This window comes from Arthrobacter sp. UYCo732 (assembly GCF_040547265.1).
Taxonomy (GTDB): Bacteria; Actinomycetota; Actinomycetes; order Actinomycetales; family Micrococcaceae; genus Arthrobacter.
Genome location: NZ_JBEPPJ010000009.1, coordinates 123447 through 140021, shown reverse-complemented (window position 1 = coordinate 140021; position 16575 = coordinate 123447). Strand labels below are relative to the sequence as shown.

General features: G+C 65.0%; 15 protein-coding genes. 7 read left to right on the top strand and 8 right to left on the bottom strand.

All coding sequences use genetic code 11. The annotated features are described in order from the left end of the window. The 4 genes from ABIB45_RS13510 to tkt all read right to left on the bottom strand — a co-directional run. Positions 1–818 (bottom strand): glucose-6-phosphate dehydrogenase (locus tag ABIB45_RS13510; protein WP_354216369.1); only part of this gene is annotated, 818 nt, incomplete at its 3' end. 15 nt (positions 819–833) lie between these two features. Beyond that, complete coding sequence (locus tag ABIB45_RS13505; protein ID WP_354216368.1) at positions 834–2468, bottom strand: phosphoglucose isomerase-related protein; 1635 nt, start codon at positions 2466–2468, stop codon at positions 834–836. Between the two features lie 6 nt (positions 2469–2474). Beyond that, entirely contained in the window at positions 2475–3590 is a 1116-nt protein-coding gene (gene tal, locus ABIB45_RS13500) for a transaldolase (protein WP_354216367.1), read from the bottom strand. Positions 3591–3613: 23 nt separating this feature from the next. Then, positions 3614–5731, bottom strand: a complete 2118-nt coding sequence (tkt, locus tag ABIB45_RS13495; RefSeq protein ID WP_354216376.1) for a transketolase — start codon at positions 5729–5731, stop codon at positions 3614–3616. 517 nt (positions 5732–6248) lie between these two features. On the opposite strand from tkt, the gene ABIB45_RS13490 reads away from it, so the two are divergent. Continuing rightward, entirely contained in the window at positions 6249–7208 is a 960-nt protein-coding gene (locus ABIB45_RS13490; RefSeq protein WP_354216366.1) for a heme o synthase, read from the top strand. 297 nt (positions 7209–7505) lie between these two features. On the opposite strand, the gene ABIB45_RS13485 is transcribed toward ABIB45_RS13490, so the two are convergent. The 3 genes from ABIB45_RS13485 to ABIB45_RS13475 are packed head-to-tail and all read right to left on the bottom strand — an operon-like array spanning position 7506 to position 10190. Next, positions 7506–8450 (bottom strand): COX15/CtaA family protein, encoded by a 945-nt coding sequence (locus ABIB45_RS13485; RefSeq protein WP_354216365.1) that lies wholly within the window; start codon positions 8448–8450, stop codon positions 7506–7508. 7 nt (positions 8451–8457) lie between these two features. After that, positions 8458–9228, bottom strand: a complete 771-nt coding sequence (locus tag ABIB45_RS13480; RefSeq protein WP_354216364.1) for an ABC transporter permease — start codon at positions 9226–9228, stop codon at positions 8458–8460. Beyond that, positions 9225–10190 carry an ABC transporter ATP-binding protein gene (locus ABIB45_RS13475; protein ID WP_354216363.1) on the bottom strand — a complete coding sequence of 322 codons (966 nt, stop codon included), beginning with the start codon at positions 10188–10190 and terminating at the stop codon, positions 9225–9227. Before ABIB45_RS13475 ends, ABIB45_RS13480 begins: the two co-directional genes overlap by 4 nt. Positions 10191–10295: 105 nt before the next feature. Here ABIB45_RS13475 and ABIB45_RS13470 point away from each other — a divergent pair, with 105 nt between their 5' ends. From ABIB45_RS13470 to ABIB45_RS13445, 6 genes are all read left to right on the top strand, one after another. After that, entirely contained in the window at positions 10296–11138 is an 843-nt protein-coding gene (locus ABIB45_RS13470) for a helix-turn-helix transcriptional regulator (protein WP_354216362.1), read from the top strand. After that, positions 11138–12601, top strand: coding sequence for a Fe-S cluster assembly protein SufB (gene sufB, locus ABIB45_RS13465; RefSeq protein WP_354216361.1), 1464 nt, complete (start codon positions 11138–11140; stop codon positions 12599–12601). The genes ABIB45_RS13470 and sufB overlap by 1 nt, the downstream gene beginning before the upstream one ends. Positions 12602–12603: 2 nt before the next feature. Further along, positions 12604–13890, top strand: a complete 1287-nt coding sequence (gene sufD, locus ABIB45_RS13460; RefSeq protein ID WP_354216360.1) for a Fe-S cluster assembly protein SufD — start codon at positions 12604–12606, stop codon at positions 13888–13890. A gap of 17 nt (positions 13891–13907) precedes the next feature. Then, the gene (locus ABIB45_RS13455; RefSeq protein WP_354216359.1) at positions 13908–14267 is read left to right on the top strand and encodes a non-heme iron oxygenase ferredoxin subunit; all 360 of its coding nucleotides are present in this window, start codon (positions 13908–13910) and stop codon (positions 14265–14267) included. A 113-nt stretch (positions 14268–14380) separates the two neighbouring features. After that, positions 14381–15166 (top strand): Fe-S cluster assembly ATPase SufC, encoded by a 786-nt coding sequence (gene sufC, locus ABIB45_RS13450; RefSeq protein ID WP_354216358.1) that lies wholly within the window; start codon positions 14381–14383, stop codon positions 15164–15166. Positions 15167–15178: 12 nt separating this feature from the next. Then, complete coding sequence (locus ABIB45_RS13445) at positions 15179–15511, top strand: metal-sulfur cluster assembly factor (RefSeq protein WP_354216357.1); 333 nt, start codon at positions 15179–15181, stop codon at positions 15509–15511. 145 nt (positions 15512–15656) lie between these two features. On the opposite strand, the gene ypfJ is transcribed toward ABIB45_RS13445, so the two are convergent. Then, positions 15657–16538: a KPN_02809 family neutral zinc metallopeptidase gene (gene ypfJ / locus ABIB45_RS13440; protein WP_354216356.1), complete on the bottom strand. Its 882-nt coding sequence runs from the start codon at positions 16536–16538 to the stop codon at positions 15657–15659. Between the last annotated feature and the right edge of the window lie 37 nt (positions 16539–16575).

Here is a 16575-nt window from a genome sequence, read left to right as displayed (position 1 = left end):
ATGACGTCGCGCGCAGCGCCCACGCCGTCGTAATACCCGGCCCGGCCGCCGGTGCCGATGTCCTCGGCCATGGTGATCTGGACGTGGTCCACGTAGTTCGCGTTCCACAACGGTTCGAACAGCTGGTTCGCGAACCGCAGCGCCAGGATGTTCTGGACCGTCTCCTTGCCCAGGTAATGGTCGATGCGGAACACCGCGTCCGGCGGGAACACCGACTCCACAATGTCGTTCAGCGCCCGTGCCGACTCCAGGTCATGCCCGAACGGCTTCTCGATCACCACCCGCCGCCACTTGTCCCCCTCAGCCTGCGCGAGGCCGTGCTTGGACAGCTGCCGACAGACCTGCTCGAACGCCTTCGGCGGGATCGAGAGGTAGAACGCGTGATTACCCCGCGTCCCGCGGACTTCATCGAGTTCAGCGATCGTGTCGCCGAGACGCTCAAACGCGTCATCGTCGTCGAACTCGCCCTGCACAAAACGGATGCCTTCGGAGAGCTGGTTCCACACCGCCTCATCAAACGGGGTCCGCGCGGACGCCTGCACCGACGCCTTCACCTCGGCGGCGAAATCCTCATCCGTCCAGTCCCGGCGGCCGAAACCCACCAGCGCGAAACTCGGCGGCAACAGACCCCGGTTCGCGAGGTCATACACGGCCGGCATGAGCTTCTTACGGGCAAGATCCCCAGTCACCCCGAAAAGCACCAACGACGACGGACCGGCGATCCGGGACAACCGACGGTCCCGCGGATCCCTGAGCGGGTTACGCCCCGACCTACCGGAACGCGTCGTGGAATTCCTGCCGTTTTCAGTTTCTGGCATGGTTGCGGTTGAGCCTTAGCTGTCGGAGAGGGATGCTGACCGGGCGCCAAGCGCTGCAATGATGCCCTGCAGCTGTTCGACGCCGGCGGCGCGGTCTGTGAGGTGCAGGCGCAGGACCGGGCGGCCATGACCGGCCAGGACCTGGGCGTCGCCTGCTGCCTGGGCGGAAATCAGTTCCCCGAACGTGAAGGGACGGTCCGGGATGGCCAGGTCTTCGGCGGGAGCGGCGGTAACCTGCAGGAAAACGCCGATGGCGGGGCCACCCTTGTGGAACTGCCCGGTCGAGTGCAGGAAGCGCGGGCCCCAGCCGAACGTGACCGGGCGGCCGCTGGCACCGGCGAGCTGGTCGCGGATGCCTTCCAGGTCTGCGAAGGCCAGCCGGTCAAAGTAGGCCTGGACACTGAGGTAGCTGTCGTCGTCGAGCGTTCCCAGCAGGGCGCCAACGGCCTCCTCCGCAGTGGCGGCACCACGGAGCCAGTCACCACCGCGGACCTCGATGGCACCATCTGCAAAGGCAGCCCGCGTGGGTTCGGGCTGTGCATCCAGCAGGCCGCGGGCGGCCACCTTCGCCGCTTCCACGTCAGGCTGGTCGAACGGGTTGATCCCCAGCAGGCGCCCCGCTACGGCCGTGGCGAACTCCCACACCATCATCTGGGTGGCGAGGCCGCCAGCGATGGCCACCTCATTTTCACCGAGCTCGACGTCGGCGTCGGCGGCTACCAGCCGCACCACCAGGACGTCGCCGGCACCGGAGGTGACCTCGGGCGAGGCGGGTCCGGCTACTACCGGCAGGACGCCGGTGCCGAGCTTTCCGGTGGATTCGGCGATGAGCTGTTCGGCCCAGTCGGCGAAGCCCACAATGCCGGAGCCGTCCTCGGCAATGACAATCTTGTTCCGCAGCGGATTGGTTCCGCCCAGGGCCGTCCCGAGGGCCAGGCCGATGTTTTCCGGGGCGTCGTCATTAAGGATCTCGGCGGCTTCCTCGGCCTCATCCAGGAAGGCCTGGATGTCGACGCCGGCCAGGCCAGAAGGAACCAGGCCGAAGGCGGTGAGGGCCGAGTACCGGCCGCCGACATTCGGGTCCGCATTGAAGACGGCGCGGTAGCCGGCCTCGCGGGATGCCTTGTCCAGCGGGGAGCCGGGATCGGTGACGATGATGATGCGGCTCTTCGCATCGATGCCGGCTTCGGTGAAGGCGTGCTCGAAGATCCGGCGCTGGGAGTCGGTCTCCAAGGTGGATCCGGACTTGGAAGAAACCACAATCGCGGTCTCGGCCAGCCGGTCGGCGAGGGCAGCACGGACCTGGTCGGGGTCCGTGCTGTCCAGTACGGTCAGCTCGACGCCAGCGGTGCCGGTGATGACCTCGGGAGCCAGCGAGGATCCGCCCATGCCGCAAAGCACGATGCGGGTCACGCCGTCCGCCTTCAGGGCATCACGGAGCTCCAGGATGCCGCCCACGAGGGCCTGCGAGACGGTGGCCGCCTCGACCCAGCCGAGGCGGACAGCAGACTCGGCCTCGGCGTCGGGACCCCACAGGGTGTGGTCCTTGGCGAAGATCCGGGTGGCGATGCGATCCGCAACGAGGGTGGGCAGGTGCTGCTCGAGTGCCTGCTGCGCGGCACCGGTGGCGTCGTAGCTGAGAGTGCTCATAGTGGGTTAGGAAGCCTTCCGTGCAGAGGCGAGGGCGCCTTCGACGTCGGCCAGCAGTTCCTTCCAGCTGGCCACGAACTTGTCGAGGCCTTCGGATTCGAGGAGGGCTACAACCTCGTTGTAGGAGATGCCCAGGTCGTCCAGTGCGTCAAGCACCGCGTTGGCCTCGGCGTAGGTGCCCGAGATCGTGTCACCGGTAACGACGCCGTGGTCAAACGTGGCGTCGAGGGTCTTCTCCGGCATGGTGTTGACTACCCCCGGGGCGACGAGCTCGGTGACGTAGAGGGTGTCCGGGTAGGCCGGGTCCTTGACGCCGGTGGAGGCCCAGAGCGGACGCTGGGGGAGTGCGCCCGCTTCGGCCAGGACCGCCCAGCGCTCGGTGGCGAAGAGCTCTTCGTAGACCTGGTAGGCCAGGCGGGCGTTGGCCACGCCGGCCCTGCCCTTGAGGGCCTTGGCTTCATCGGTGCCGAGGGCGTCGAGGCGCTTGTCGATTTCGGAGTCCACGCGGGAGACGAAGAACGAGGCGACCGAGTGGATCTTGGCGAGGTCGTGCCCGTTTTCCTTGGCCTGCTCGAGGCCCGACTGGAAAGCGTTGATAACGGCGCGGTAGCGCTCCAGCGAGAAGATCAGGGTCACGTTGACGCTGATGCCTTCGGCGAGGGTAGCGGTGATCGCTTCGAGGCCCTCGAGGGTTGCCGGGATCTTGATGTGGACGTTGTCCTTGTTGACCTTCTTGTACAGGTGCTTGGCTTCGGCGATGGTGCCGGCCGTGTCCCAGGCGAGGCGCGGGTCAACTTCAATGGACACGCGGCCGTCAACGCCCTTGGACACTGCTGCCACGGGGACGAACAGGTCGCAGGCGTCAGCGACGTCGGTGGTGGTGATTTCGAAGATTGTCTCCTCGACGCTGGCGCCGGCGGCTGCCTGTGCCGCGATGGTGGCGTCGTAGTCCGTGCCGGCGGTGATGGCGGCATGGAAGATGGACGGGTTGGTGGTGACACCAACAACGTTCTTCTCCTCGATCAGCTTGCGGAGCGTGCCGGTCTCGAGGCGGCTGCGGGAGAGGTCATCGAGCCAGATGGATACTCCGGCGTCGGAGAGCTGCTGTGTGGGGGTAGTCATGGTGTTATCTCCTAAAATTTGGGTTAGGCCTGCAGGCCGGCGAGGGAGTCCTTGGCAGCGGCGGCAACAGCCTCCGCGGTGATGCCGAACTCCTTGAAAAGGCGCTTGTAGTCGGCGGAAGCGCCGTAGTGTTCGAGGCTGATGGAGCGGCCGGCGTCGCCGACGAATTCCTTCCAGCCCAGTGCCAGGCCGGCTTCGACCGAGACGCGGGCCTTGACGGCGGCGGGAAGCACGGAATCGCGGTAGGCCGCGTCCTGCTTGTTGAACCACTCAACGCACGGCATGGAGACCACGCGGGCGGCAATGCCCTCGGCCTGGAGGGCTTCGCGGGCCTGGACGGCCAACTGGACCTCGGACCCTGTGCCGATCAGGATCACGTCCGCCGGAACGGTCGCGCCGTCCTTGGAAGCTTCGGCGAGGACGTAGCCGCCGTTGGCGACGCCGGCAACGGAACCGAACGTGTCGCCGTCGGCCGCGCCTTCACCACGGGCATAGGTGGGGATGTTCTGGCGGGTCAGGACGATACCGGCCGGGTTTTCGTGGTTCTCCAGCATGGTCTTCCACGCGATGCCTACCTCGTTTGCGTCGCCGGGGCGGACTACGTCGAGGCCCACGATGGCGCGCAGGGTGGAGAGCTGTTCCACCGGCTGGTGGGTGGGGCCGTCCTCGCCCAGGCCGATGGAGTCATGCGACCAGACGTAGATGGACGGGACACCCATCAGGGCTGAGAGGCGGATGGCCGGGCGCTGGTAGTCGCTGAAGATCAGGAAGGTTCCGGAGAATGCGCGCGTATTGCCGTGCAGCGAAATGCCGTTCACGATCGCGGCCGCGGCGTGCTCGCGGATGCCGAAGTGCAGGACGCGGCCGTACGGGTTGCCGGACCAGGCATTGGTCTGCTTGGACGCGGGCACGAACGACGGCGAGCCTTCGATCGTGGTGTTGTTGGACTCGGCAAGGTCAGCCGAGCCGCCCCAGAGTTCCGGCATAACCGGTCCGAGTGCGTTGAGCACTTTACCGGAAGCCGCGCGGGTGGAGACGTCCTTGCCCGCTTCGAAGACCGGGAGGGCGGCGTCGAGGCCGGCGGGCAGTTCGCGGGCCTCGATGCGCTGCAGGAGTGCTGCGCCTTCGGGGTTGGCTGCCTGCCAGGAGTTGAAGGACTCTTCCCACTCCTTGCGGGCGGCAGCGCCGCGGTCAACCACGGAGCGGGCGTGGGCCAGGACCTCCTGGTCCACCTCGAAGGACTTGGCCGGGTCGAAGCCCAGGACCTCCTTGAGGCCTGCGACTTCGTCAGCGCCGAGGGCGGATCCGTGGATCTTGCCGGTGTTCTGCTTCTTCGGCGCCGGGTACCCGATGATAGTGCGCAGCGAGATGATGGACGGCTTGGAGGTCTCGGCCTTCGCGGCGAGCAGGGCGGAGTAGAGCTCCTGGACGTCTTCGACGTATTCGCCGGTCTTAGTCCAGTCAACGCGCTGGGTGTGCCAGCCGTACGCCTCGTAGCGCTTGAGGACATCCTCGGTGAAGGAGATGTCTGTGTCGTCCTCGATGGAGATGTGGTTCTCGTCGTAGATCACTACGAGGTTGCCCAGTTCCTGGTGCCCGGCCAGCGAGGAAGCCTCGGACGTGACGCCCTCCTGCATGTCGCCGTCGGAAGCAATGACCCAGATCGTGTGGTCAAAGGGGCTGGAGCCCTCGGCAGCGTCGGCGTCGAAGAGGCCGCGCATCCGGCGCTGGGAGTAAGCGAACCCGACCGAGGAAGCGAGCCCCTGGCCCAGCGGGCCGGTGGTGATCTCAACGCCGGCGGTGTGCTTGTACTCCGGGTGTCCCGGCGTGAGGGAATCCCAGGTGCGGAGCGCCTCAAGGTCCTTCAGTTCCAGCCCGTAGCCGGACAGGAACAGCTGGATGTAAAGGGTCAGCGAGGTGTGGCCGGGCGACAGGACAAAGCGGTCGCGTCCCAGCCAGTCCGGGTTCCGGGGATCGTGGCGCATGAGTTTCTGGAAGAGGAGGTACGCGGCCGGGGCCAGGCTCATGGCCGTGCCAGGGTGGCCGTTACCGACCTTCTCCACAGCATCCGCAGCCAGGACACGGGCTGTATTCACCGCGCGCTGGTCCAAATCGGTCCATGACAGTTCTTGCTCTTCCAAATGTGGCACGAAAACCGGGCCCCTCTCTGTGCTGATGGTGGGTGGTACACCGGATCCGGTGCGGGACACGCTGAGGTGCCCGCTGCGGTGCGTACCAGCCGTTCACCATCGAAACGTTTGATCTATCGCTCAGACGCAGGCCGCCTGGAAGGCGTTTTCCACTGCGTGCCCTCTACGTGCTGATCTGGTGACAGCTTAGCTCGGTTCCAACGTCGGATCGGCGAAAATCTCACCTTTTGGACGCAATTTCGCGTTATGTGAATGAGTGTTCCGTGCGGTTGAGTTAATCTGCTCGAATCGTCCTGCGAGCAATCATCTGGGCCTAATGCCGGGGCATCTGTTACAAAAGCGCACGGTATGATATTTGGAGGCCGACGCCGGGTAGCCGTGACCCTCGGGGGTTGCGGCGGACTCCAGACATTGCCGGGACCTTCTTCTGATCACTATTGGCGGGCCGCCCGGGCAAACGGCCACATGATCCAGCTGCACCGTCAGACAGAACTGCCAACCAGAACGGGTGACTGCCACCGTGAGCACAACCGATACGCCGCTTAATGCTTCCCGCGCACGGGGGGGAGCCATGCTGGCCCGTAAGGCCAAGGCGTATTTGGCCCTCACCAAACCGCGCGTCATTGAGCTGTTGCTCGTCAGCACGTTGCCCACCATGATTTACGCCGAACGGGGTTTTCCGTCGATCGGGCTGATCCTCGCCACCCTGGTGGGGGGCGCCTTTGCCGCCGGCAGCGCAGGGGCATTCAACTGCTACTTTGACCGCGACATCGACAAACTGATGCACCGCACTGAGAACCGGCCGCTGGTCACCGGTGAGGTGACCCCGCGTGAGGCGCTGATTTTCTCCTGGCTCCTTGGCGTGGCGGCCATCGTGATTCTCTGGTTCGGCGCCAATCCGCTGGCCGCGTGGCTCGGGTTCGCCGCAATCTTCTTCTACGTGATCATCTACACGATCATCCTCAAGCGCCGCACTGCCCAAAACATTGTGTGGGGCGGGGCTGCGGGCTGCTTCCCCGTGGTGATCGGCTGGGCCGCCGTGACCAACACCGTCGAGTGGCCGGCCATCATCCTGTTCATGGTGATTTTCCTCTGGACGCCGCCGCACTACTGGCCGCTGTCCATGCGCTACGGCGAGGATTACCGCAACGCCAACGTGCCAATGCTCGGCGCGATTGCCGGCGCCAAGGTGGTTTCCGTCCAGGTGGTCCTCTATGCGTGGGCCATGGTGGCCTGCTCGCTGCTGATGATTCCGGCCGGCGGTGCAGGTTGGGTCTACACGGTGACGGCTGTCCTTGCCGGGGCGTGGTTCCTCTACGTGTCGCATGCCCTGTACAGCCGGGCGCAGCGCGAAGACATCTCGGACAAGAGGGCCATGAAAGTCTTCCACGGCTCCATCAGCTACCTGACACTGCTGTTCATCGCCTTGGCCGTGGATCCGTTCATCGGCTCCGCCATCATCGGCTAACCGACCGGACGCCCCCCCTCCCACCGGGACGCTCTCTCACTTAATGCATGCATCTTCCAACCCTCCCGCACTTAGTGCAGGAAATTGACAGACCCTCCCTCACCTCAGGTGAGGGAGGGTCTGTCCTTTTGTCTGCGGGAGTGAGAGGGCGTTTGGCCAAAACCTGCAGGGAGTGAGAGAGGGGCCGTCGATGTCCTGCATTGAGTGTGAGAGCGTTTTAAGGGGGAAGTGCCACGGTCCCTCGGAACCGTGGCACTCTGACTTGGCGCGCTTGGCGCGCTTGGGGCGCGCTGCGGGCTACTTGGTCGGGCTGGAATGGGCGACGTCGGCGGCGTTCGTTGCGGTGCTCATCAACAGTGCCGCGCCAAGCATGTGGGCGCCGACCAGCAGGGAAGGGATCCCATTGTAGTACTGCGTGAATCCGATGACAGCCTGCAGGAGCGTGACGGCCATTACCAGGAGCGTTGCTGTCCGGTAAGGGCCCGGTATGGGTCGAGCAAACACCAGTACCAGCGCGAACAGGGTTCCTGCCGTGACCAGGTATGCCGGCACAGCATGGATATGGGAGAAGAGGTCCCAGTCCAGGCCGTTGCGCGGTGCATCGGCATCACCGGCATGGGGACCCGCGCCGGTCACCACTACGCCGAGGATGACGGCCACTGCGGAGAAAATCGCGACGGCGGAGGTCACCGGACGCAGTACGCCCGGCAAGGCGGGGAGCGCGTTGGTGGCAAAACGTCCGGTCCGGCCGTAGGCCCGGTTAACGAGCAGCGTTGCAATGACCACCAAAGCCATGGACACCAGGAAGTGCAGTCCCACCACCCACGGATTAAGGTTGGTCAGCACGGTGATGCCGCCGATCACTGCCTGTGCCGGGATGCTGGCCAACAGGCCCAGCGCCAGCAGGAACAGGTCCCGGCGTTCCTTGCGTAGGTTCCACAAGTACACCAGCATGAGGACTGCAACCGCGGCGAGGGCGAAAGTCAGGAGCCGGTTGCCGAACTCAATGAACCCGTGGATCCCCATCTCCGCGGTGTTGACCAGGGACGTGTCCGTGCACCGCGGCCATGTGGGGCAGCCCAGGCCGGACGCGGTCAGCCTGACTGCGCCGCCGGTGACCACCAGCAGGATCTGGCCAACGAGCGACGCAACAGCAAGGCGCCGCACGCGGGCATCAACGGTACGGGGCAGCCGCGACGCCAGGCGGCCTGCAAACTGGGGGAGGCGTGAAGCCGTGCTCACGGGTATCTCAATTCCACTTGAACCAACGGATGGCTGCTGCTCCGGCAAGGATTGTCCAGATCAGCAGGATAAGGGCGGCACCGAAATTAACAGTGCCGACCAAGAAGGCCTGGCGCAAGGCCTCGCCCAGCGCGCCGGAGGGCAGGTAGTGCACAACCGACTGCACGACGGCAGGCAGCCGGTCAGGGGGAATAACGATGCCGCCCAAAGCACCAAGCAGAATCCACAACAGGTTGGTGATGGCCAGGGTGGCCTCAGGCCGGACGGTGCCGGCGACCAGCAGCCCGAGCGCCGTGAACGCCGCAGCGCCCAGAACCAGCAAGGCGAGGCCGGGCAGCCAGCCGGCGGCCGGCGGACCCCAGCCAAGAAACAGTGCCACCACTGTCACCACCACCACCTGCAGCGCGAGCACAGTCAGCACGGCCAGGACCTTGCCGGCAATAAGCCCCGGGCGGCCAAGCGGCGTGGTGGACAGGAAGCGAAGGACTCCGTAACGGCGGTCGAACCCGGTGGCTATGCCCTGGCCGGTGAACGCCGTGGACAGGGCGCACAGCGCAAGGATGCCGGGAACCGCGATATTTATTCGGCTCCCGCCGAGTCCGTCCAGCAGCGGTGTGACAGTCAGGCCTACCAGGGCGAGCAGCGGCAGCACCACAGCAAGGATCAGTTGCTCGCCGTTCCTGAGCATGGCGACCGCTTCGTACTTGCCCTGCAGCAGGATGCGGCGGAGGAGGGTGGCCGGAGCCTGGCGTAGGGCGGCGTTTGACGGGGCTGTCATCGGATCTCCTTTCCCGAAATATCCAGGAAGACGTCTTCGAGGCTGCGCGCTTCGAGGCTGAGTGAGGTGGGCATGACACCGTGGGCGGCCCACCACGAGGCGAGTGCAGCCAGGTCCCGCGGCGTAAGCGGACCGGTGGCCACGTAGCTGCCGGCCCGTGTCTCGCGGACCGAGATGGCGGCGGGAAACACGCCGTCGAGGTTGAGCCCCGCCTCAGTTTCGAAGAAGAGAGTCCGGATATGTTCGCCCGATTCGACGGCGGGGTCGCGCTGCAGGAGCTGTGCCACGGTACCCTCGGCGACGTTGCGCCCGGCATCGATAATGTAGACGTAGTCGGCCAGCCGCTGCGCGTCATCCATGAGGTGCGTGGTCAGGATGATTCCCATGCCACCGTCCCGCAGCTCAGCGATGAGCTCAAACACCAGCTGCCGCGACTGCGGGTCAAGTCCTGCGCTGGGTTCGTCCAGGAAGAGGACCTCCGGATTGCCAATGAGGGCCGCGGCCAGGGCCAGCCGCTGCTTCTGGCCCCCGGAAAGCCGCCGCACCGACGTCCTGGCGAAGGCACCGATGCCGAGCCGCTGGACGAGATCGTCCACGGACCGGGGCCGTGCGTACATCCCTGCGATGTGGCGCAGGAGCGGAATAGGCCTGGCCGACGGCGGGAGCCCGCCATCCTGAAGCATCACGCCAACGCGGGAGCGCAGGTCAGCCCCCGATCGGCCGGGATCCTGCCCCAGCAGCGAGATGGTTCCCCCACTGCGTGTTTGCAGGCCCTGGGCACACTCGATGGTGGTGGTTTTCCCGGCGCCATTGGCCCCGAGGAGGGCGGTCACCTGGCCGCGTTCGGCGATGAGGGAGACACCGCTCACCACCCGGAGCATCTTTCCATCCAGGCTGGCCAGCGGACCAACATCCTTAATTAACCCGCTGATGGACAGAACCGGGGATTCGGGGGATCGCACCCCAGCATTCTACGGGATGTAGTACTTCGTCCCGTGCTTCGGAGGCCGCCGCAGGTCAGCCTCACCTTACTGGCACGGGGGACTAAATTACGACATGATTGTGTTGTGTATTCCATGACGAACGCTACTGCTGTGCCCTTTGCCGGGCACGGAGCGCCGCGTACCACCCCAGACCGCGGCCACGTTGCCGCTGTGCCGGCGGCGGATCCTGACGAGCGTACCCGGGACCGTGTTCTGGGTGCCGTTCTGGAGCATGGCCCCATCAGCGCGGCGGAACTCGGCGACCTGCTGGGGTTTACGCCTGCCGCCGTCCGGAGGCACCTGGACCACCTTGACCGCAGCGGTGTCATTGAGGTCAAGCGCATCGCCAGGGCCGGTGCTGGCGCGGGACGCCCGGCCCGCCGGTACGTCCTGAGCTCGCAGGGCCAGTCCACGCTTGGCAACGATTACCTCGACATCGCCACCCTGGCGCTCAAGCAGCTCCAGGAGCTGGCGGGCGACGAGGCGGTCCGCGCGTTCGCCGTCGAGCGTTTCGCCGATATGGAACGCCGCTACGCACCTGAGATCGAACAGGCCGGCACGGACATCACTGCCCGGGCGCGTGCGCTGTCCGAGGCCCTGAGCCGGGACGGGTTTGTCTCTTCGGCCGCTTCGATCGAGGCAAAGGCCCCCCTGCCGGCGGCACTGTCCAGCGTCCAGCTCTGCCAGGGACACTGCCCCATCCAGCAGCTCGCTGCCCACTTTCCTGTTTTCTGCGACGTGGAGACCGACGTCTTCTCCCGGCTGGTAGGCGTGGACGTGCGCCGCCTGTCCACGCTGGCGCGCGGTGGGCACGTCTGCACAACCCACATTCCCACAGGCCGGCTGGCTGCCGGGGGACCTCAGGTCCCGCATGCAGCCCCCGCCAGCCTGGATGAAGTAACCAACCAGCAGCAAGAAAGGCCGTGATGACGGACCAACTATCAGAGAAAGCGGTAGCCGAAGACACTGTGATCTCGGAGATTCTGGAAAAGAATCCCGAGCTCCACGGCATCGGCACGTACGAGTACGGCTGGTCCGACAAGAACGACGTCGGCGCCAACGCCCGCCGTGGCATCAATGACGAGGTCGTCCGTGACATTTCGGCCAAGAAGAACGAGCCGGAGTGGATGCTCGACCTTCGGCTCAAGGGCCTGAAGTACTTCGACCGCAAGCCCATGCCCACGTGGGGTGCAGACCTCTCCGGCATCGACTTCGACAACATCAAGTACTTCGTGCGGTCCACCGAGAAGCAGGCCGCCACCTGGGAAGACCTCCCCGAGGACATCCGGAACACCTACGAGAAGCTGGGCATCCCGGAAGCTGAGCGCAGCCGCCTTGTCTCCGGTGTTGCCGCCCAGTACGAGTCCGAGGTGGTGTACCACCAGATCCGCGAGGACCTCGAAGCCCAGGGCGTCATCTTCCTGGACACCGACACCGCGCTGCGCGAACACCCGGAGATCTTCCAGGAGTACTTCGGCACCATCATTCCCGTGGGCGACAACAAGTTCGCCTCGCTGAACACGGCCGTCTGGTCCGGTGGTTCCTTTGTGTACGTCCCCAAGGGCGTCCACGTGGACATCCCGCTGCAGGCCTACTTCCGGATCAACACGGAGAACATGGGCCAGTTCGAGCGGACCCTGATCATCGCCGACGAGGACTCCTACGTCCACTACATCGAAGGATGCACGGCGCCGATCTACACCTCGGACTCGCTGCACTCCGCCGTGGTGGAAATCATCGTCAAGAAGGGCGCCCGCGTCCGCTACACCACCATCCAGAACTGGTCCACCAACGTGTACAACCTGGTGACCAAGCGTGCCATCTGCGAAGAGGGCGCCACCATGGAATGGGTTGACGGCAACATCGGCTCCAAGGTCACCATGAAGTACCCGGCTGTCTACCTCGTGGGCGAGCACGCCAAGGGCGAGACCCTGTCCATCGCCTTCGCCGGCGCCGGCCAGCACCAGGACACCGGCTCGAAGATGGTGCACATCGCGCCGAACACCAAGAGCTCCATCATTTCCAAGTCCGTGGCCCGCGGCGGCGGGCGTGCTGCCTACCGCGGCCTGGTCCAGGTCCGTGAAGGTGCCAAGCACTCGGCCAACACGGTCCGTTGCGACGCGCTGCTGGTTGACACCATCAGCCGTTCGGACACCTACCCGTACATCGACATCCGTGAGGATGACGTGGTGATGGGCCATGAAGCAACTGTTTCCCGGGTCAGCGAAGAGCAGCTCTTCTACCTGATGTCCCGCGGCATGCGCGAAGACGAGGCCATGGCGATGATCGTCCGTGGCTTCATCGAGCCCATCGCCCGCGAACTCCCGATGGAGTACGCACTTGAGCTAAACCGCCTGATTGAACTGCAGATGGAAGGGTCCGTCGGATAACGATGACTGAAATCACTACTGAAAAGGCCCGCATCGGCGCGCCCTCGGCCCAGCCGTTTATTAACGGTTTCACGGAGGAAGGCGAAAGCCTTTCTCCGATCAATGCGGCCACGTCCAAGGCCCCACTGGCCGGCGAAGCGGTCAAACGCCACTCCCACGGCGGCGGCGTCGGTATCCCGGACAGCTCACGCGCCGGCCGGCTGACGTCCTACAACCTGGCGGACTTCAAACCGTTGACCGGGCTCGAAGAGGACTGGCGGTTCACCCCGCTCAAGCGCCTTCGCGGGCTGCACAGCGAGGTTCTGGCAGGTGCCGCTCCAACTGTCACGGTCACCGGCCCTGACCGGGTCACGGTGGAGACCGTAGGCCGGGACGACAAGCGTATCGGCTCAGCAGGCATCCCGGAGGACCGCGTGTCCGCCAACGCCTGGGAGAACTTCGCGGAAGCCACGGTCCTCACCATCCCGGCCGAATTTGAAGCCGACACCGAGATCACCGTCCTGGTCGAAGGCACCAGCACGGCAGCAGCGGCCCAGCACCTGGTGATCGTGGCCCAGAAGTTCTCCAAGTCCATTGTGGTCCTGGCCCACAAGGGCTCGGCCGTGGTGTCCGAGAACATCGAAATCGTTGTAGAAGACGGCGCCGACCTGACCGTGGTGTCGCTCCAAGAATGGAACGACGACGCCGTGCACGCCTCCTCGCAGCAGGCAAAGATCGGCCGCGACGCCAAGCTCAAGCATGTGGTTGTCAGCCTTGGCGGCGACCTGGTCCGCGTCACGCCCTCGGCACGGTTCACGGCTCCCGGCGGCGAAGCGGAAATGTTCGGCCTGTACTTTGCCGACGCCGGCCAGCACCTTGAGCAACGTCTGTTCGTTGACCACGCAGTGGCCAACTGCACCTCCAACGTGCTGTACAAGGGCGCGTTGCAGGGGCGCAATGCCCACGCTGTGTGGGTGGGTGACGTGCTGATCCGCAAGGAAGCCGAGGGCACCGACAGCTACGAAGCCAACCGCAACCTGTTGCTCACGGACGGCGCCCGCGCCGACTCGGTTCCGAACCTGGAAATCGAAACCGGCCTGATCAAGGGTGCCGGCCACGCCAGTGCCACCGGCCGGCTGGACGACCAGCACCTGTTCTACCTGATGGCCCGCGGCATCCCCGAGGATGTTGCCCGCCGCCTGGTGGTCCGTGGCTTCCTGCACGAGATCATCCAGCAGATCAAGGTGCCGGCCCTCGAAGAGCGGCTGACCGAGGCTGTTGAGCGCGAACTCGCTGTGACGAACAACTAGAGGGCGCGGACAGACTGATGACTGACCAGCCAAAGGGCGAACTTGTCTGTAAGACGGATGAAATCCAGCTCAAGCAGGCGCTGCGGATCCTGATCGACGACTTCCCTGTCGCCATCGTCAAGGATTCCATGGGAGAAATCCACGCCATCGGGGACACCTGCTCGCACGCAGACATTTCCTTGTCCGAGGGCGAAGTGGAGGGGTGCATGATCGAATGCTGGGGCCACGGCTCCCAGTTCGACCTGCGCAGCGGTGAGCCGCTCCAGCTGCCCGCCTACGATCCCGTCCCGGTGTTCGCCGTCGAGATCCACGGAGATGAGGTCTACGTGGACTTCACCAACGTCCTCAACGGAGCGGCAGCCCCGAACTTCAGCTAGCAGCATCAGCCGGACAGATCAGCCGCCAGCGGCAATACCACGCAACAGAACCAAACTTCCAGACAAAAACCGCACCGCCGCCGAAGGGCCCGGTGCAGAGGAGAACAAGATTTATGTCTACTCTTGAGATCAAGGACCTGCACGTCAGCATTGACACGGAGCAGGGCACCAAGGAGATCCTAAAGGGCGTCAGCCTGACCATCAAGACCGGCCAGACCCACGCCATCATGGGCCCCAACGGTTCCGGCAAGTCCACCTTGGCGTCCACCATCGCCGGCCACCCGCGCTACAACGTCACGAGCGGCACCATCACCCTCGACGGCGAAGACGTCCTCGCGATGAGCGTCGACCAGCGCGCCCGCGCCGGCGTTTTCCTGGCCATGCAGTACCCCGTGGAGGTCCCCGGTGTCAGCATGACCAACTTCCTGCGCACCGCAAAAACCGCCATTGACGGCGAAGCACCCAAGCTGCGCACCTGGACCAAGGAAGTCAAGGACGCCATGGCCCAGTTGCGCATCGACGCCGACTTCGCCCAGCGCAACGTCAACGAAGGCTTCTCCGGCGGCGAGAAGAAGCGCGTGGAGATCCTCCAGCTGGAGCTCTTCAAGCCGAAGTTCGCGATCCTTGACGAGACCGACTCCGGCCTCGACGTTGACGCCCTCAAGGTTGTCTCCGAAGGCGTCAACCGTGCACACGAAGCGGGCAACATGGGCACGCTGCTCATCACGCACTACACCCGCATCCTGCGTTACATTAAGCCTGACTTCGTCCACGTATTCGTTGACGGCCAGGTTGTCGAAGAGGGCGGCCCGGAACTGGCCGACCGCCTCGAAGAAGAAGGCTACGACCGCTACGCCACGGGCGTCGGCGCAGCCACCATCGCTGCAGCAAAGGCCTAGTTAGGACTTGCCATGACCGAAATCAATGCGGCCCAGACGGGTCTCGAAGATGTCGAAGAGGCTCTCAAGGACGTCATCGACCCGGAACTCGGTGTGAACATCGTGGACCTCGGGCTGCTGTACGGCCTGAAGTACTCCGACGACGACGGCGCGCTGCTGATCGACATGACCCTCACCACCGCCGCCTGCCCGCTCACCGACGTGATCGAGGAGCAGGTAGGGAAAGCCCTGGACGGCGTTGTGGATGACTGGCGCCTGAACTGGGTCTGGATGCCGCCGTGGGGTCCGGAACGCATCACCGACGACGGCAAGGACCAGATGCGGGCCCTCGGCTTCAACATCTGAGTCCGTCCCCACCACCTCCCTAACCTCGCTCCGCTCGGCCATGCGGCCTGCGGCGGCGGAGGCCCCTGCTGAGGAGTACGACGACGGCCGGTCACCTTTTTCGCGAAGGTGACCGGCCGTCGTCGTACTCCCCACCCACCCTAAGTCAGAGGTTGGCAGCCGAGAAGGTGTCGCACTGGTTGATGTCGCCGCTCTGGTAGCCCGTATAGAACCACTTCTGCCTTTGCTCGCTGGAACCGTGCGTCCAGGCCTCGGGTGAGACGCGGCCGGTGGCCGCTTCCTGGATCCGGTCATCGCCTACCGCGGAAGCGGCAGAGAGAGCGTCGTTCAGGTCCTGCTGGGTGAGCGGTTCCAGGAACGGTTGCCCATCCGGACCTGCCTGGGTTGCTGCATGCCGGACCCAAAGACCGGCGTAGCAGTCGGCCTGGAGCTCCACGCGGACTGCGCCTGATTCCGGTCCCTGCGGGTCTTGCTGGCCGCGGTCCAGGTATCCCAGCACTCTCTGGATGTGGTGCCCGAATTCGTGGGCCACCACATATTCCTGGGCCAGGGGACCGCCGGACGAGCCGAACCTGACCACCAGGTCCTGGAAGAAACCGGGATCGAAGTAGGCCGTGGTGTCATTGGGGCAATAGAACGGGCCTACGGCGCTGGAGGCGGTGCCGCAAGCGGTATTGACGCCGGAATCGAAGATGACGGTCTTAGGTTGCGGGTACTGCACGCCGTAGTCCTGCAGGTAGGCCGGCCAGAACGCGTTAAGGCTGTTGACCGTGCCGGTGATCCTGCAGTCCAGGCGGGCGTCGGCGTCTGCACCCGTTTGGCAGGCCGGTGCCGTGCCATGGTTTTGGTCGGGCGTGCCGGCCCCGCCGGTGAGACCGTCCAAAAGGGCAGGGTTAATGCCGAACAGGGCCGCAATGAGCAGGATAAGCCCGCCCCCGATACCGCCGCCCACTTTGGCGCCGCGGCCCATGCCGCGACGGTCCTGCACCTGGGAGGGATCCAGTTGGACGTTGTCATTGAAGCTCATGCAGTCACAATAGCTCTTGCCGGCGCTGCCGAACGGC